The sequence below is a fragment of the Enterobacteriaceae endosymbiont of Donacia tomentosa genome (assembly GCF_012571135.1).
GTDB lineage: Bacteria > Pseudomonadota > Gammaproteobacteria > Enterobacterales > Enterobacteriaceae.
This window is the reverse complement of the sequence record NZ_CP046216.1, coordinates 117978-134666: the sequence shown is the minus strand read 5'-3', so window position 1 is coordinate 134666 and position 16689 is coordinate 117978. Positions and strand designations below refer to the sequence as shown.

Annotated in this window: 17 protein-coding genes, 1 tRNA gene and 1 pseudogene; 14 read left to right on the top strand and 5 right to left on the bottom strand. The window is 22.4% G+C overall.

Annotation, left to right across the window (positions count from 1 at the left end):
* Positions 1 to 18: 18 nt before the first annotated feature.
* The 3 genes from GJT88_RS00670 to GJT88_RS00660 all read left to right on the top strand — a co-directional run bounded on the left by GJT88_RS00670 (position 19) and on the right by GJT88_RS00660 (position 3232).
* A complete protein-coding gene (locus tag GJT88_RS00670) occupies positions 19 to 1179 on the top strand; it encodes a phosphoglycerate kinase (RefSeq protein ID WP_168895033.1) in 1161 nt (386 codons plus the stop codon).
* 69 nt (positions 1180 to 1248) lie between these two features.
* The gene (gene fbaA, locus GJT88_RS00665; RefSeq protein WP_168895032.1) at positions 1249 to 2328 is read left to right on the top strand and encodes a class II fructose-bisphosphate aldolase; all 1080 of its coding nucleotides are present in this window, start codon (positions 1249 to 1251) and stop codon (positions 2326 to 2328) included.
* A 70-nt stretch (positions 2329 to 2398) separates the two neighbouring features.
* On the top strand, positions 2399 to 3232 hold the full coding sequence (locus GJT88_RS00660; protein WP_168895031.1) for a mechanosensitive ion channel family protein: 834 nt from the start codon (positions 2399 to 2401) through the stop codon (positions 3230 to 3232).
* A gap of 22 nt (positions 3233 to 3254) precedes the next feature.
* Here GJT88_RS00660 and GJT88_RS00655 read toward each other — a convergent pair.
* Positions 3255 to 3328 (bottom strand) — tRNA-Asp (locus tag GJT88_RS00655).
* Positions 3329 to 3389: 61 nt separating this feature from the next.
* On the bottom strand, positions 3390 to 4109 hold the full coding sequence (dnaQ, locus tag GJT88_RS00650) for a DNA polymerase III subunit epsilon (RefSeq protein WP_246213263.1): 720 nt from the start codon (positions 4107 to 4109) through the stop codon (positions 3390 to 3392).
* A gap of 47 nt (positions 4110 to 4156) precedes the next feature.
* Between dnaQ and rnhA the strand changes: the two genes are divergently transcribed.
* From rnhA to hisIE, 9 genes and pseudogenes are all read left to right on the top strand, one after another.
* Positions 4157 to 4633: a ribonuclease HI gene (gene rnhA / locus GJT88_RS00645; RefSeq protein WP_168895030.1), complete on the top strand. Its 477-nt coding sequence runs from the start codon at positions 4157 to 4159 to the stop codon at positions 4631 to 4633.
* A gap of 222 nt (positions 4634 to 4855) precedes the next feature.
* Positions 4856 to 5755 (top strand): ATP phosphoribosyltransferase, encoded by a 900-nt coding sequence (gene hisG, locus GJT88_RS00640; RefSeq protein ID WP_168895029.1) that lies wholly within the window; start codon positions 4856 to 4858, stop codon positions 5753 to 5755.
* Positions 5756 to 5757: 2 nt separating this feature from the next.
* Positions 5758 to 7047, top strand: a pseudogene (gene hisD, locus GJT88_RS02325) (histidinol dehydrogenase); the annotation flags it as partial.
* Positions 7036 to 8154, top strand: a complete 1119-nt coding sequence (gene hisC / locus GJT88_RS02320) for a histidinol-phosphate transaminase (protein ID WP_246213267.1) — start codon at positions 7036 to 7038, stop codon at positions 8152 to 8154. The pseudogene hisD and the gene hisC, both read left to right, overlap by 12 nt.
* Positions 8155 to 8185: 31 nt before the next feature.
* A complete protein-coding gene (gene hisB, locus GJT88_RS00630; protein WP_168895027.1) occupies positions 8186 to 9250 on the top strand; it encodes a bifunctional histidinol-phosphatase/imidazoleglycerol-phosphate dehydratase HisB in 1065 nt (354 codons plus the stop codon).
* Positions 9247 to 9837: an imidazole glycerol phosphate synthase subunit HisH gene (gene hisH, locus GJT88_RS00625; RefSeq protein WP_168895026.1), complete on the top strand. Its 591-nt coding sequence runs from the start codon at positions 9247 to 9249 to the stop codon at positions 9835 to 9837. The genes hisB and hisH overlap by 4 nt, the downstream gene beginning before the upstream one ends.
* Positions 9838 to 9846: 9 nt before the next feature.
* Entirely contained in the window at positions 9847 to 10575 is a 729-nt protein-coding gene (locus GJT88_RS00620; RefSeq protein ID WP_168895025.1) for a 1-(5-phosphoribosyl)-5-[(5-phosphoribosylamino)methylideneamino] imidazole-4-carboxamide isomerase, read from the top strand.
* Positions 10569 to 11348 carry an imidazole glycerol phosphate synthase subunit HisF gene (gene hisF / locus GJT88_RS00615; RefSeq protein ID WP_168895024.1) on the top strand — a complete coding sequence of 260 codons (780 nt, stop codon included), beginning with the start codon at positions 10569 to 10571 and terminating at the stop codon, positions 11346 to 11348. The genes GJT88_RS00620 and hisF overlap by 7 nt, the downstream gene beginning before the upstream one ends.
* A complete protein-coding gene (hisIE, locus tag GJT88_RS00610; RefSeq protein WP_168895023.1) occupies positions 11342 to 11968 on the top strand; it encodes a bifunctional phosphoribosyl-AMP cyclohydrolase/phosphoribosyl-ATP diphosphatase HisIE in 627 nt (208 codons plus the stop codon). The genes hisF and hisIE overlap by 7 nt, the downstream gene beginning before the upstream one ends.
* A gap of 84 nt (positions 11969 to 12052) precedes the next feature.
* Here the strand turns inward: hisIE and hslU are convergent, their stop codons facing one another.
* Together hslU and hslV are read right to left on the bottom strand one after the other, a co-directional pair.
* Positions 12053 to 13372 carry an ATP-dependent protease ATPase subunit HslU gene (gene hslU / locus GJT88_RS00605; protein ID WP_168895329.1) on the bottom strand — a complete coding sequence of 440 codons (1320 nt, stop codon included), beginning with the start codon at positions 13370 to 13372 and terminating at the stop codon, positions 12053 to 12055.
* Between the two features lie 20 nt (positions 13373 to 13392).
* A complete protein-coding gene (gene hslV, locus GJT88_RS00600; protein ID WP_168895022.1) occupies positions 13393 to 13920 on the bottom strand; it encodes an ATP-dependent protease subunit HslV in 528 nt (175 codons plus the stop codon).
* Positions 13921 to 14203: 283 nt separating this feature from the next.
* Here hslV and tsaB point away from each other — a divergent pair, with 283 nt between their 5' ends.
* Together tsaB and rnt are read left to right on the top strand one after the other, a co-directional pair.
* Complete coding sequence (gene tsaB, locus GJT88_RS00595) at positions 14204 to 14884, top strand: tRNA (adenosine(37)-N6)-threonylcarbamoyltransferase complex dimerization subunit type 1 TsaB (RefSeq protein ID WP_168895021.1); 681 nt, start codon at positions 14204 to 14206, stop codon at positions 14882 to 14884.
* Between the two features lie 726 nt (positions 14885 to 15610).
* Positions 15611 to 16282 (top strand): ribonuclease T, encoded by a 672-nt coding sequence (gene rnt / locus GJT88_RS00590; protein WP_246213262.1) that lies wholly within the window; start codon positions 15611 to 15613, stop codon positions 16280 to 16282.
* A gap of 14 nt (positions 16283 to 16296) precedes the next feature.
* Here the strand turns inward: rnt and grxD are convergent, their stop codons facing one another.
* Entirely contained in the window at positions 16297 to 16608 is a 312-nt protein-coding gene (gene grxD / locus GJT88_RS00585) for a Grx4 family monothiol glutaredoxin (protein WP_168895020.1), read from the bottom strand.
* Positions 16609 to 16689 lie beyond the last annotated feature (81 nt).

Sequence of the window (16689 nt, the reverse complement as noted above, 5' to 3'; positions counted from 1 at the left end):
TAACTGAAGGATGTATTTATGATCAGTATTTTAGATATTAATATAAAAAATAAAATATTATTAATTAGATCTGATTTAAATGTTCCAATAGATCAATATGGTAATATTTCTTCTGATATTAGAATTCAATTATCATTACCTACTATAAAATATGCTTTAGAAAAGAATGCAAAAATTATTATATCATCACATTTAGGTAGACCAAATGAAGGTGAATATAACCCACAATATTCTTTAAAAAATATTGCTATATATTTAGAAAAAATTTTAAAGCGTAAAGTAATTTTGAAAAAAGACTATTTAAATAATAAATTAATTTTCAAAAAAAATGAAATAATACTTTTAGAAAATGTACGTTTTAATCTTGGTGAAAAAAATAATGATGAAATTTTATCAAAAAAATATGCTTCTTTATGTGATGTTTTTGTAATGGATGCATTCGCAACATCACATCGTATACACGCGTCTACTTATGGAGTTATACATTTTGCTAAACAATCTTGTGCTGGACTATTATTAATTAATGAAATAAATCATTTAAAAAAATTTCTAAAAAAACCTAAAAAACCTTTAATTTCTATTGTAGGGGGGGCAAAAATATCTACTAAATTTAATGTTTTAAATAAATTAGCTAATTTATCGGATAAAGTAATTGTAGGAGGAGGTATTGCAAATACAATTTTATCATTAAATAACGATATTGGAAACTCGTTATATGAATCAAACGCTATTCATTTAGCTAAAAAATTAATACAAAAATATAAAAATATTATTGTTCCTGTAGATTGTAGAGTAAGTGAATCACTTTCTAATGATTCATTAGTAAAAATAAAAAAAGTAAATAATATATTAAAAAATGAAAAAATTCTTGATATTGGTGATGAAACAATAAAAATTATTGTACAACAGTTACAAAAAGCAGCGACTATATTATGGAACGGACCTGTTGGCGTTTTTGAATTTAAAAAATTTAGAAAAGGAACAGAAGCAATAATTAATACTATTATAAGTAATAATAATATATTTTCAATTATTGGAGGGGGAGATACTTTAGCCGCAGTAAACTTATTTCATGCATTAAATAAAATTTCTTATATTTCTACAGGAGGTGGGGCTTTTTTAAAATTTATAGAAGGTAATACATTACCTGTAATTTCTATATTAGAAAATAATACATAATTTAATATTTAAGACTATAAAAAATAAAATAATTAATATTTAATGAAAAATTTCTAATAAGGTACATATATGTCTAAAATTTTAAATTATATAAAACCTGGTGTTGTTGTTAGTTATGATGTACAAACTATATTTAAAATAGCAAAAGAAAATAATTTTGCTTTACCTGCTGTTAATTGTATAGGAACTGACTCTATAAATATTGTTCTTGAAACTGCAGCTAAAGTAAGATCCCCGGTAATTATTCAATTTTCTTATGGAGGTGCATCTTTTATTGCTGGTAAAGGATTACAAAATAAAAATCCTTTATTGGCATCTATAATAGGAGCGATCTCAGGTGCAAAGCATGTTCATGAAATTGCTAAACACTATGGTATTCCAGTTATTTTGCATACTGATCATTGTACAAAAAAAACATTACCTTGGATTGATAGTTTATTAGAAGAAAGTGAAAAATATTTTTTATTATATGGAAAAACTTTATTTTCTTCTCATATGATAGATTTATCAAAAGAATCTATTCAGGAAAATATTAATATATGCAGTAAATATTTAAAAAGAATGTCAAAAATTAATATGACTTTAGAAATAGAATTAGGATGTACAGGTGGTGAAGAAGATGGAATAGATAATAGTAATTTGACAAAAAAATTATTATATACGGATCCTTATGATGTGAATTATGCTTATGAAAATTTAAATTCAATTAGTTCGCAATTTACTATTGCTGCTTCTTTTGGTAATGTACACGGGGTGTATAAATCAGGTAATGTAAAATTATTACCAAAAATATTAAAATATTCTCAAAATTTTGTTAGTAAAAAGCATAGACTTATTAAAAATCCTCTAAATTTTGTTTTCCATGGAGGATCTGGTTCTAGTGAATTGGAAATGCAAGAATCCATAAATTATGGTGTTGTAAAAATGAACATTGATACTGATATACAATGGGCAGCATGGAATGGAATATTAGAATATTATACAAAAAATCAAAAATATTTACAAAAACAATTAGGTAATCCTGAAGGTGATACAAAACCCAACAAAAAATATTATGATCCAAGAGCATGGATTAGAATGTCACAAAAATCTATAAAAAAACGTTTAGAAAAAACATTCAAAGAATTAAATGCAGTTAATATATTATAAAATAATAAATCATATATTTTTTTAATCATAAAAAAAATACAAATTATTTCACATAATGGATTATTAGAACATGAATAAATTTATTAGTGTATTTGATTTTATAAAATATTGGATTTTTAATAATAAAAATTTTATTTTTTATCAATTTGAACATTTCATTTTAGCAGGAATCATCTTATTTTTTGGATTATGGGGTGTAAGATTTGTTACTAAAACTACAAAAAATATTTTTGCTATTAAACAAATAGATCCAATAACAATTGGTTTTCTTGCTAATATACTAAAATATAGTCTAACAATATTTGTTATAGTAAGTGCTTTAAGTAGTATTGGATTACAAACATCATCAATATTTGCTGCATTTGGTACTATAGGATTAGTAATAGGTCTAGCATGGCAAAATGCATTATCTAATTTGGCATCAGGATTATTAATTATTACTTTTCGTATTTTTAAAGTAGGAGATTATATCAATATTGGTAATATTACTGGTAAAATAACTAATGTGGAAATTTTTTGTACCCTTTTTAAAACATTTAATGGAAGCATAATATCAGTTCCCAATAGTAAAATTCTTACAGAAAATATAGTAAATTTTTCCAAATCAAACGAATATCGTAATAAAATTACTTTAGGCATATCACGTGAATTAATACAAACAGACATAAATACTATAAAAAAAATATTATTAGATACAGTGTCAGTTAACAATAGAATTATAAAAAATTCTATTGTTAATGTAATTTTAGATGAAATTACTAATAATTCTATAAATTTTACTGTATTTTTTTGGATTAATGATTTTATAAATAAAAAGGAAATTTGTTCAGATTTAATTGATATTTTAAAAAAAAATTTAGAATTATATAAAAAATCTTGTGTATTATGGATTAATAATGATTAAAATATGGTTTATATAATATCTACGGTGCGAACGGGACTTGAACCCGCGACCCCCGGCGTGACAGGCCGGTATTCTAACCAACTGAACTATCGCACCTAAGATACTAGTCATAGTATAGTTTATATTATAAATCGTCAACATTTTTATATAATTTTATTTATTTCCATAAATGAAATCCACATTTTTTTTTAATTAAACGTAATTGTAATTTATGTAATTCCAATTCTTCCTGAGAGGAAAGAATTATTAACGGATTTTTATTTTTATTTTTTTTATTAAATAATGAAGTATTTTTAATACTAGAATTTTTTATTCTTAAGCATTCTAGTTTAAATGTATTTTGACAAGTAGTCATTGATAAAAAAACATTAGCTAAAAGTCTTGCATCTAGTAATGCTCCATGAAGATTACGTTTACTTTTATTTATATTAAATCTTTTACATAAAGAATTTAATGAATTTCTTTTTCCTGGAAATAAATTTCTAGCTATTTTCAAAGTGTCTTTTACTTTACAAATATTTTCAATATTAGGTAAATTATTTTTTAATAATGATAATTCATAATTTAAAAAATCAATATCAAACTGAGCATTATGAATAATTAATTCAGAACCTTTTATATATTTTAGCAAATTATTTGCAATTTTAGAAAAAAATGGTTTATCAGATAAAAATTGATTAGAAAGTCCATGAATATTAAAAGCATCTAAACTTATATTTTGTTGTGGATTTAAATATATATGAAAATTATTATTAGTAATGTTTCGATTAATAATTTCAACAATTCCTATTTCAATAATCCTGTGTCCTATATAATAAGGAGGGGAGGAATTCATCCCTGTTGTTTCTGTATCTAAAACTATTTGACGTTTAATCATAATATTAATATTTTTTTATAATTAATAAGAGTTAAAATAAAAATAACATGTATAAAAATATAAACATTTTTACCGATGGTTCTTGTATATATAATCCTGGTCCAGGAGGATATGCTGCTATTCTACAATATAATAAATACGAAAAAATTTTAACTCAAGGTTTTTTTTTAACAACCAATAATAGAATGGAATTAATGGCTCCTATTATTGCATTAGAATCATTAAAAGAAAATTGTAATGTTTGTGTTTCTACTGATAGTCGGTATTTAAAAGAAGGAATTACTATATGGATAAAAAATTGGAAAAAATATAAATGGTTACGACGAAATAATAAAAAATCAGTTAAAAATATTGATCTATGGAAAAGATTAGATTTGGCTTTAAAAAATCATAATATTAATTGGAATTGGGTTAAAGGACATTCAAATGAACAAAATAATAATAGATGTGATAAATTAGCCTATAATTCAGCCAAAAATCCTACTAGTCAAGATATAGGATATAAATTAACAAGAAATTATTAATTATTTACTTTTTTTAAAAATATATATAATTTATTTTTAATTTTATTATTGACATTATAAATATAAATTTAGTGTTTTAAATAATATTTAAAAAATAGTTGTTATTTTTTAATAAGTTGTTTAGTTTTAAATAAAGAAATATTAATTATTTTAATTTTATAAATAAATATTCAAAAATTTAAATTTAAAATTTTTGTATATCTTTTAATATAAGGAGAAATTATGCTAGATAATAGTCGTTTACGTATAGCTATGCAAAAATCTGGTCGTTTAAGCGATGATTCTACTGAACTATTAAAAAAATGTGGTATTAAGATTAATTTGCAACAACAAAAATTAATAGCTTTTGCAGAAAATATGCCAATTGATATTTTAATGGTACGAGATGATGATATTCCTGGACTTATAATGGAAGAAGTTATTGATTTAGGTATTATAGGTGAAAATGTTTTGGAAGAAGAAGTTTTAAATCGGTTGTCTCGAGGAGAGAATGCTAATTATTTAACATTACGTAGATTAGATTTTGGTTCATGTAGATTATCTATAGCAGTACCTATCAATAAGAATTATAAAGGTTTGAAATCTTTACAAAATACAAGAATTGCAACTTCTTATCCTAATCTTTTAAAAAAATATCTTGATAAATATAATATTATATTTAAATCTTGTATGTTAAATGGTTCTGTAGAATTAGCACCTCGAGTAGGTTTAGCAGATGCTATTTGTGACTTAGTTTCTACTGGTGCTTCATTAGAAGCAAATGGTATTAAAGAAGTTGAAACTATATATAAATCTAAAGCATGCTTAATACAAAGATGTGGAAAAATTTTAGATATAAAACAAAAATTAATAAATAAATTACTAACAAGAATTCAAGGAGTTATTAAAGCTAGAGAATCCAAATATATTATGCTACATGTTCCAAATAAAAAATTAAAAGAAGTAATTTCTTTATTACCTGGAGCAGAATATCCTACTATATTACCATTAGCTAATGATAAAAAAAAAGTAGCCATGCATATGGTAAGTAGTGAAACACTATTTTGGGAAACAATGGAAAAATTAAAATTATTAGGAGCAAGTTCTATTTTAGTTTTACCTATTGAAAAAATAATGGAGTAAGCATGAATATTTTAAATAATATTATTTATTGGGATAATTATGATAAAAAAGAAAAACAAAAAATATTATCTAGGCCAATATTTTCAATAGATAAAAAAACAACAAAAGCTGTAACAAATATTTTAAATCAAGTAAAAAAAGATGGTGATATCGCTTTAAAAAAATATAATTTTTTATTTGATAAAATTAAAATTAATCAAATTAAGATTGATGTTGATAAAATTAAAAAGGCGAAACTTAATCTTAATAAAGATATAAAAAAATCTATTAAATATGCATATAAAAATATACATAAATTTCATTCATATCAATTATTAAATAAAAAAGAAATTGAAATTATTTCTGGTGTTTTTTGTCAACAAATCTACAGACCCATTAATTCTGTAGGTTTATATATCCCTGGCGGAACATCATCATTATTTTCTACTGTATTAATGTTAGGAATTCCTGCGCAACTAGCACTATGTCCAAATATTATAATATGTTCCCCACCTCCAATATCTAATGAAATATTATACTCATCTTATTTATGTGGTATAAAAAATATTTTTCAAATAGGAGGAGCCCAAGCGATAGCAGCAATGGCTTTTGGTACCGAATCTATAAAAAAAGTAGATAAAATCTTTGGTCCAGGAAATTTTTTTGTTACTGAAGCAAAAAAACAAATAACTAGACAAGATGAAATGGGAAAAAACATTTCTATAGATATGCCTGCCGGACCATCAGAATTAATGATAATAGCTGATAGAACTTCCAACTATAATTTTATTATAGCTGATTTATTATCACAAGCAGAACATGGTTCTGATTCACAAGTTATTTTACTGACACCAGAAATAAAAATAGCAAAATTAGTAAAAAAAGGTATTTTTGATCAATTAAAAAAACTACCAAGAAGAAAGATAGCAGAAGCGGCTCTTAATAATAGTTATATTATAGTAACTAAAAATATTGAAAAATGTATAGAAATAGCTAATCAGTATGCTCCTGAACACCTCATTATTCAATGTAATAATTATAAAAAAATTTTATCAAAAATTTTTAATGCAGGGTCTATTTTTTTAGGACATTGGGCTCCTGAATCTGTAGGAGATTATGCTTCAGGAACTAATCATGTTTTACCAACTTACGGATACGCATCAACACACTCCTGTTTAGGAGTATATGATTTTCAAAAACGTATATCCGTACAAAAATTAACAAAACGAGGTCTATTGAAAATTTCACGTACAGTAGAAATTATGTCAAAAACAGAAAATTTACTTGGTCATAAAAATTCCATTACTATAAGAAAAGATTTAATCAAACAAATTTTATCAAATAAAGAAAATTATATAAATAAAATTGTTAGAAAAAATATTATTAATTTAATACCATATCAATCAGCAAGATTATTAGATAAAAATACATTAAATAATAAAATTTTACTTAATGCTAATGAATCACCAATTATTTCTATATTTTCTTTAAAAAAGAAGATATTTAATAGATATCCTGAACCTCAATCTAAAAAATTAATTTATTTATATAGTAAATATGTAAAATTAAATTCAAATAATATTTTAATAAGTAGAGGAGCAGATGAAGGTATTGACTTAATTATGCGTACATTCTGTAATGTTAAATATGATAAAATTTTATTTTGTCCACCTACATATGGTATGTATTTAATTACTGCAAAAATTTTAGATATAAAATATATTAAGGTTGCTAGTTTAAAAAATTGGAATTTAAATATAAATGAAATTAAAAAAAACATAGATAATGTTAAAATTATTTATATTTGTAATCCTAATAATCCTACTGGTAATATAATTAGACAAAAAGATATAATAGAACTATTAAAGATTACAAAAAATAAATCAATATTAGTTATTGACGAAGCATATATTGAGTTTTGTTCAAAACAAACATCAATTAATTTAATAAATAAATATCATAATTTAATTATATTAAGAACTTTGTCTAAAGCATTTTCTCTTGCAGGATTACGTTGTGGTTTTATTTTATCCAATAAAAATATTATTAACTTATTAATAAAAGTTATTGCTCCTTATCCTATTCCTACTCCTGTTATAGATATAGCAATACAAGCTTTATCACCTAATAATTTAATTATTATTAAAAATAATATTAAAACAATAATGTACAATAAAAGATGGTTAATTTTACATTTAAAAAAATGTAATCTTGTTGAAGATATATTTCATAGTACAACAAATTATATTTTAGTTAGATTTTTTAATGCTAGTTATGTTTTAAAAAAATTATCTGAAAAGGGAATTATTATTAGAGATCAAAGTCATGAACTTACACTACAAAATTGTTTGAGAATTACAATAGGAACTTATTATGAGTGTAAAAAATTAATTTTTGAATTACATAAATTATCTTATTAAAATTATATAAATTCATAATAGGATATTTCATATGTTAAATAAAATACTTTTTATTGATAGAGATGGAACTTTAATATCTGAACCACAAAATTATCAAATTGATAATATTGGTAAATTATTTTTTGAAGAAAATGTAATTACTACTTTATTTGAATTAAGAAAATTTTCTTATATATTTGTTATGATTACTAATCAAGACGGGTTAGGTACTAAATCTTTTTCTCAACAATCTTTTGATATACCTCATAATTTTATGATTAATATTTTTAAATCGCAAAATATAAAATTTGCTGATATTTTAATATGTCCGCATTATTTAAATGATAATTGTCTCTGTCGAAAACCAAATATTACAATGTTAAAATCATATCTAAATAACAAATTAGATAAACATAATAGCTATGTTATAGGTGATCGTTTAACAGATATGGAATTAGCAAAAAATATTGGTATTAAAGGGATATTATATAATAAAGTAACATGTAATTGGTTAGATATTTTAACAAAATTAACACCAACAAAAAGATATGCTATAGTTGAAAGAAAAACAAAAGAAACTAAAATTAAAATAGAGCTATTTTTAGATAAAATAGGTAAAAATATAATTAAAACTGGGATTGATTTTTTAAATCATATGATAGAACAAATAGCAATACATGGAGGGTTTATTATTAATATTATTGTTCAAGGAGATTTAAATGTTGATGATCATCATACTGTAGAAGATGTGGCTATAGTTTTAGGTAATGCTTTATCAAAAGCAATAGGAGATAAAAAAGGGATTAATAGATTTGGTTTTTTATTACCTATGGATGATTCATTAGCTGAATGCGCTTTAGATCTTTCAGGAAGACCATATTTGCAATATTATGCTAAATTTAAATATCAAAAAATTGGTGATTTAAGTACTGAAATGGTTAAACATTTTTTTTATTCTTTATCATATTCAATGGCTTGTAATATTTATTTAAAAGTTATCGGAGATAATGATCATCATAAAATTGAAAGTTTGTTTAAAGTATTTGGATGTTCTTTAAAACAAGCAATTTCTCTTACAAATAATATTATTCCTAGTTCTAAAGGAGTATTAAATTGAAAATTATTATTTTAGATACATCTTGTGGTAATCTTTATTCTTTAAAATCTACAATTAAAAAAATAGGATTTGATTCAAAAATTACGAATAATCCAAATAATATTTTAAATGCCAATAAAATATTTTTACCAGGAGTAGGGTCTGTTCAATCTATAATGAAAAAATTAAAATATGATAACTTAATTAAATTAATTAAAAACTGTAAGAAAGATATTTTAGGTATATGTTTAGGAATGCAGATTTTAGGAAAATATAGTGAAGAAAATGAAGGAAACAAGACATTAGGAATTTTAGATTATTCAACATATTTAATTAAAAATCAACATCTTACTATTCCTCATATGGGTTGGAATAAAGTACAAAATGTACAAAAATCTCCATTATTTAAAAATATTAATGACAATTCTTATTTTTATTTTTCTCATAGTTATGCTGTTAATGTAAATAATTATACCATAAGTACAAGTTTTTATGGTAAATTATTTAGTGCTGTTATACAAAAAGAAAATTTTTTTGGAGTACAATTTCATCCAGAAAAATCAGGAATTAATGGTATTCAACTAATTAAAAATTTTTTGGAAATATAAAATTTATATATGATTATTCCAGCAATTGATCTCATTAAAGGACAAGTAGTAAGATTACACCAAGGAAAATTTAATTTAAAACGCAAATATTTATACGACCCATCATTTTATATACAAAAATATATTCAACAAGGAGCAAAAAAAATACATTTAGTGGATTTAGATGGTGCTAAAAATCCTAAGAATAAACAAATATTTTTATTAAAAAATGTTATTAAAAATACTTCTATTTCCATACAGATAGGAGGAGGATTCCGATTTAAAAAAGATATAGATTTAATATTTAAATTAAATTCTAATATCAAAATCATATTAGGATCTATAATTATATCAAATTTTAAATTTGTAAAATATTGGCTTAACTTTTATAATCCTAATTCTTTTATTGTAGCGTTAGATATCAAACTAGATAAAAATAATAATAAAATTGTTTTTATAAATGGATGGCAAAAAAAAAGTATTATAATTTTTGAAGATATAATAAAAAAAATTTTAAATATAGGTTTAAAAAATATTTTATGTACAGATATTTCTAGAGATGGTACGTTTAATGGACCTAATATAGCTTTATATGATGAAATAATTAGTAAATATCCTCAAATAAACTGCCAAGCATCTGGAGGAATATCTACATTAGAAGATATTAAAAATTTAAAAAATATCGGTATAAAAGATATAATTATAGGAAGAGCTTTTTTAGAAAAAAAATTTACTCTTCAAGAGGCTTTTTTATGTTAACAAAAAGAATAATACCATGTTTAGATGTTTATAAAAATAAAGTTGTAAAAGGAAAACAATTTCAAAATCATAAAATTGTTGGTGATATTATCACTTTAGCTTCTAAATATTATGAAGATGGTGCGGATGAATTAGTTTTTTACGATATAATGGCATCTATTGATGATAGATTAGTTGATAAAAAATGGATATCTAAAATTGCTGATGTAATAAATATCCCATTTTGTGTAGCGGGAGGTATTAAATCAATAAGAGATGCAGCTACAATATTACAGCTAGGAGCGGAAAAAATATCTATAAATTCTCCAGCATTAGAAAATCCTGATTTAATTACAAAATTATCTAAATTTTTTGGTAAACAGTGTGTAGTGGTAGGTATTGATTCTTGGTATGATGAAAAAACTAAAAAATATTATGTATATCAATACACTGGCAATATAAAACATAAAAAAATCACTAAATGGGAAACCCATGAATGGGTAAAAAAAGTACAAGAATTAGGAGCTGGTGAAATAGTATTAAATATGATGAACCAAGATGGTTTATGTAATGGGTATGATTTAGTACAATTAAAGAAAATAAGGAAGATTTGCAAAGTTCCTTTAATTGCTTCTGGGGGAGCAGGATCTGTAAAACATTTTTATGATATTTTAAGTAATGAAGTAAATATTGATGGGGCATTAGCTGCTTCAATATTTCATAAAAATATTATTAATATTAAAATATTAAAAAATTTTTTATATAAAAAAAATATAGAGATAAGAATATGTTAATAAATGATATAAATAAATTAAATTGGAATAAAATTAATGGATTAATTCCAGTTATTATACAACATAAGATTTCTGGACAAGTGTTAATGCACGCTTTTATGAATAAAGAATCTTTGAAAATAACTTTAATGACTAAAAAAGTAACATTTTTTTCTAGAGTTAGAAATAAATTATGGACTAAAGGTGAAACTACAGGAAATTATCTTTATGTAAAAAATATTGTTTCTGATTGTGACAAAGATACTTTGCTTATTTTAGTTGAATCAATTAAAAAAACATGTCATTTGAACAAATATAGTTGTTTTAATTATGCAATAGCAGATTATACCTTTTTATATTTATTAGAAAAATTTTTAAAAAAATGTAAAACACATCCTAAACAATATTCTTATACTTTTGATTTATATCAAAGTGGTTTAAAAAGAATATCTCAAAAAGTAGGAGAAGAAGCTGTAGAAACTATTATTGCTGCTAATCATAACAATAAAAAAGAAACTATTGAAGAAACAGCAGATTTATTCTACCATTTATTAGTTCTTTTACAAAAACAAAATATTAATTTTGATAATGTTATTCAAATTTTGAAAGAAAGAAATTTTAAAAATTCTTTAAAAGAATAACACTCACTTCTTAATTTTTAAATTAAATATTTATAAATAAAAAGTTTCTTATTTGTGGATTATTATTTTTTACAAAACAATAGATTATAAAATATATCTACTTATGTCTTCATTTAAAATTAATGAATCAAGATGTTCGCTTACATAATTTTCATCAATAATAATTGATTTATTATTATATTCACTGGCATCATAAGAAATATCTGACATAAGATGTTCAAGTACAGTATGTAATCTTCTAGCTCCTATATTTTCTGTTGTCTCATTTACTTTCCAAGCAGACTCAGCTATTTTTTTAATCCCATCTTTTGTAAAGATAATATTGACTTTTTCTGTTGCTAATAAAGATTTATATTGTACAGTTATAGATGCATTTGGTTCTGTTAGAATTCTTTCAAAATCTTTGCTAGAAAGAGCTTTTAATTCTACTCTAATAGGTAATCTACCTTGTAACTCTGGAATTAAATCTGAAGGTTTGGAAATTTGAAAAGACCCCGATGCTATAAATAATATATGATCTGTCTTAACCATTCCATGTTTGGTCGAAACTGTACATCCTTCTACTAATGGTAGTAAATCACGTTGTACTCCTTCCCTAGAAATATCAGAAGATATATTATTACTTCTTCTACAAATTTTATCTATTTCATCTAAAAACACAATACCATTCTGTTCTACTGCTTCTATTGCTTTTTGTTTAATATCTTCATTATTCACTAATTTATGTGCTTCTTCGTCTATTAATAATCTAATAGCATCTTTGATTTTTAATTTACGTTTTTTTTGTTTGTTACCCCCTAAATTTTGAAATAATGACTGTAATTGACTTGTCATCTCTTCCATTCCTGGAGGAGCCATAATTTCAATTCCCATTGGAGTGCTTGAAACATTAATTTCTATTTCTTGATTATCTAATTTTCCTTGTTGAAGTTTTATTTTTAATTGGTCACGAATAGATTCTATATTTGAATTTTGATCCCAATTATTTTTATTAGGAACTAAAACATTTAAAATTCTTTCTTCTGCCATTTCTCTTGCTTTATAGCAATTTTTTTTAAAAGCTTGGATACGTATCATTTTTATAGCTACATCCGTTAGATCACGAATAATGGAGTCTACTTCTTTCCCAACATAACCAATCTCAGTAAATTTAGTAGCTTCTACTTTTATAAAAGGAGCATTAGCTAATTTTGCTAAACGACGAGCAATTTCAGTTTTACCAACTCCGGTAGGGCCTATCATTAAGATATTTTTTGGTGTTACTTCTTGTCTTAAAGTTTCATCAAGTTGCATACGACGCCAACGATTTCTTAATGCTATGGCTACCGCTTTTTTTGCACTTTCTTGTCCAATAATAAATTTATCTAATTCATTAACAATTTCTCGTGGGGTCATTTCAGACATAATTAGCATTTTCCTCATGCTTACTTAGATGATAATTTTTCAATAGTAAAATTATGATTAGTATATATGCAAATATCACCTGCTATATTTAACGATTTTTTTACTATTTCATATGCACTTAAATTAGTATTTTCAAATAAAGCACGTGCTGATGCTTGAGCATATGGTCCACCAGAACCAATAGTTACTATATTATTTTCAGGTTGAATTACATCACCACTACCTGTAATTATTAACGAAGTCATTTTATCTGCAATTACTAATAATGCTTCTAGTTTACGTAAAATACGATCTGTTCGCCAATCTTTTGCTAATTCAACAGCTGATTTTATTAAGTTACCTTGATATGTTTCTAATTTTTGTTCAAATAATTCAAATAAAGTAAATGCATCTGCTGTACCACCAGCAAAACCTGCAATAACTTTATTATTATATAACTTACGAATTTTTTTAACATTACCTTTCATGATAATATTACCCAGTGTTGCTTGTCCGTCACCACCAATTACTACATCTCCATTCTTTCTTACACTGACTATTGTTGTCATGAATTATTCCTCAGTCATCATTTATTTTTTATTTTATAATAAAAAAATTCAAATTATCATTTTTATTTCTAGTAAAATTATATATAATAAAAAATGGTAGTGCGATATATTAATTAGTATGTTATACTAATATCTAGTATCCAAATTCAATACTTTTTTGTACTATAAATAATCTGCATTGTTTTAAATTTAAATAAAAATTTTTTTAAAACAATAAAATTATAACATAATTAAAATTTAAAACAATAAGTTTATATTTAATCTATTTTCTAATTGATATTTTATGTATAAAAATATTTTAGCAATCGATACCTCAAAACAATATTGTTTAATAACTTTACAAAAGAAAAAACATATTTGTAATATAGTTTATTATTGTCCTTATTCACATACAAAATATTTATTATTTTTAATAAAAAAAATTTTAAAAAGGCAGAATATTTTTTTATCAGATATACATTTATTAGGATATAATTTGGGTCCAGGAAATTTTTCTAGTATGAGAATAGGCATAGCGTTAATAGAAACAATATCTTATGTATTTAATATTCCTAAAATAGGAATATCACATTTAATGATTTTAGCTGAAAAATCATGGAAAAAAACAGGGATTAAAAATATTATAACTACAATAAAATGTGATAAAAATCATATTTATTTTGCATTATATAAAAAAAATATAAAAGGGTTATGGATTGGTAAAAATACTGAATGTATATTAAATAATAATAATTTTTTAAATAAAATTTCTGTATTAAGAGGGGAGTGGGTATTATTATCAGATACAAATCAAGATTTAAAACAAAATATAAAAAAATTATTAAATAAAGATTTAAAAATATTTTTTCTACAAAAAATATCTAATTCCTCAGAAGAAATTATACATATTATAAATAATATGATAATTAATAAGAAAAAAATAAATAAAAATTATAAAATTAATTATATGAAAAATACTATTTAAAAATATGAATATACAATACGATTACAATTTTTGTAAATAAAGATTAAAATAAATAAGAAGTTTTTTTATTAAAAATTTGTAAAATTCAAATATAATTTTGAATGATTATTATATTTTTAAAAATATTGTTGTATATAATTTAGTAAAATATATTAGTCTATATATTTTATAGAATATTATTCTGAAATACTGATTTAGAATTTTTATTTTAAAATAAAAATTTCATAACAAAATTTTATTAAATTTCAATTTTTTAGATATAAAAATAATATTAAATATTATATTGTAAATATTTCATAAAAAATATTAATTACTAATTATGATAATTATCTATATATTAACAATTAACTTAATGATTAATTTTATTTCTTTTTTAAAAAAGAAATTATACTTATAATATTTATTATATTTAATCTTTTTTTTTATAAAATTATAAATATATATTTTACTATTAATATATTTATTTTCTTTTAAAGGGAAAAGCGGTAGAAAACATAAAACATTATTATATATTTTTTTGTAAAATTATTTATATATATATAATTCTATTATAATGGGTTGATGTTTTATTTATATTTATATTTTAGAAAAAATTTTGTAGTAAAAACTATATTTTTCCCTAATTATATTAATTAAATAATTATTATATAAATAAAAAATAGTTTATTTAAATGTATAAAAAATATCTTTTACTTGTAATCTTTTAAAGAAAAGTATAATTTGTTTATGTATATTAATATAAAATTTTTAAAAATAATTTTGAAATTAATGAAGAATTTATCTAAATTAGATTTGTTACATTATAGATTTAGAGGATTATATCCTGTAGTTATTGATATTGAAACTTCTGGATTTAATTCTCATCGTCATGCAATATTAGAAATAAGTTTAATAACATTAAAAATGACAAATGGTTGGTTAGAAAAAAATGAAATGTTACATTTTCATATTATTCCATTTAAAGGATCTTGTATTTCTTCTGAAGCATTAGCTTTTAATGGCATTAATATTAATTCCTTATTAAGAGGAGCTATATCTGAAAATAAAGCATTTAAGATAATTTTTAAAAAAATTTTTGCAGATATCCAAAAAAATAAATGTAAAAAAGCAGTCGTAGTTGCACATAATGCTAATTTTGATCATAGTTTTATAATGGAAGCTGTAAAACGTATAAAAATGGAAAAAAATAATCCATTTCATTCTTTTGTAACATTTGATACAGCTTCAATAAGTGGATTAATCTTAGGACAAACTGTTTTAGCAAAAGCTTGTTATGCTTTAAACATCCCTTTTGACTGTACTCAAGCACATTCTGCGTTATATGATACAAATCGTACTGCTGAATTATTTTGTAAATTAGTAAATAAATGGAAAAAATTAGGTGGATGGCCTCCCTAATTTACAAAATTTTCTTATTTTTTAAGTTTCAAAATATTTTTTAATTTCTTACATTTATGTAACGTATATAATATATCAAACCCCCCAATTAATTTATTATTTATCCATAATTGAGGAAACGTAGGCCAATTAGCATATTTTGGTAAAAATTTTCGAATATCAGGATTTTTCAAAACATCTATATAAGTAAATTTTATTTTATATAAAATTATAATTTTAACAGCTTTATCTGAAAAACCACACTTAGGATGTTTAGGAGAACCCTTCATATATAAAATTATAGGATTATCGTTTATTTGTTTTTTAATTTTTTTAAATATCATCATATTATTATTTTAATTTTATTAATTTTTTAATTTTTAAAAACATAGATGTATTTATTATATATTGAATTTTTATATTTTTTT

Coding starts and splice junctions, on each gene's coding strand:
- dnaQ (WP_246213263.1), bottom strand. CDS start 4,109: ATGATTAAACGTCAAATAGTTTTAGATACAGAAACAACAGGGATGAAT.
- hslU (WP_168895329.1), bottom strand. CDS start 13,372: ATGTCTGAAATGACCCCACGAGAAATTGTTAATGAATTAGATAAATTT.
- GJT88_RS00670 (WP_168895033.1), top strand. CDS start 19: ATGATCAGTATTTTAGATATTAATATAAAAAATAAAATATTATTAATT.
- GJT88_RS00660 (WP_168895031.1), top strand. CDS start 2,399: ATGAATAAATTTATTAGTGTATTTGATTTTATAAAATATTGGATTTTT.
- grxD (WP_168895020.1), bottom strand. CDS start 16,608: ATGATGATATTTAAAAAAATTAAAAAACAAATAAACGATAATCCTATA.
- hslV (WP_168895022.1), bottom strand. CDS start 13,920: ATGACAACAATAGTCAGTGTAAGAAAGAATGGAGATGTAGTAATTGGT.
- hisIE (WP_168895023.1), top strand. CDS start 11,342: ATGTTAATAAATGATATAAATAAATTAAATTGGAATAAAATTAATGGA.
- hisG (WP_168895029.1), top strand. CDS start 4,856: ATGCTAGATAATAGTCGTTTACGTATAGCTATGCAAAAATCTGGTCGT.
- fbaA (WP_168895032.1), top strand. CDS start 1,249: ATGTCTAAAATTTTAAATTATATAAAACCTGGTGTTGTTGTTAGTTAT.
- GJT88_RS00620 (WP_168895025.1), top strand. CDS start 9,847: ATGATTATTCCAGCAATTGATCTCATTAAAGGACAAGTAGTAAGATTA.
- rnt (WP_246213262.1), top strand. CDS start 15,611: ATGTATATTAATATAAAATTTTTAAAAATAATTTTGAAATTAATGAAG.
- hisB (WP_168895027.1), top strand. CDS start 8,186: ATGTTAAATAAAATACTTTTTATTGATAGAGATGGAACTTTAATATCT.
- hisF (WP_168895024.1), top strand. CDS start 10,569: ATGTTAACAAAAAGAATAATACCATGTTTAGATGTTTATAAAAATAAA.
- rnhA (WP_168895030.1), top strand. CDS start 4,157: ATGTATAAAAATATAAACATTTTTACCGATGGTTCTTGTATATATAAT.
- tsaB (WP_168895021.1), top strand. CDS start 14,204: ATGTATAAAAATATTTTAGCAATCGATACCTCAAAACAATATTGTTTA.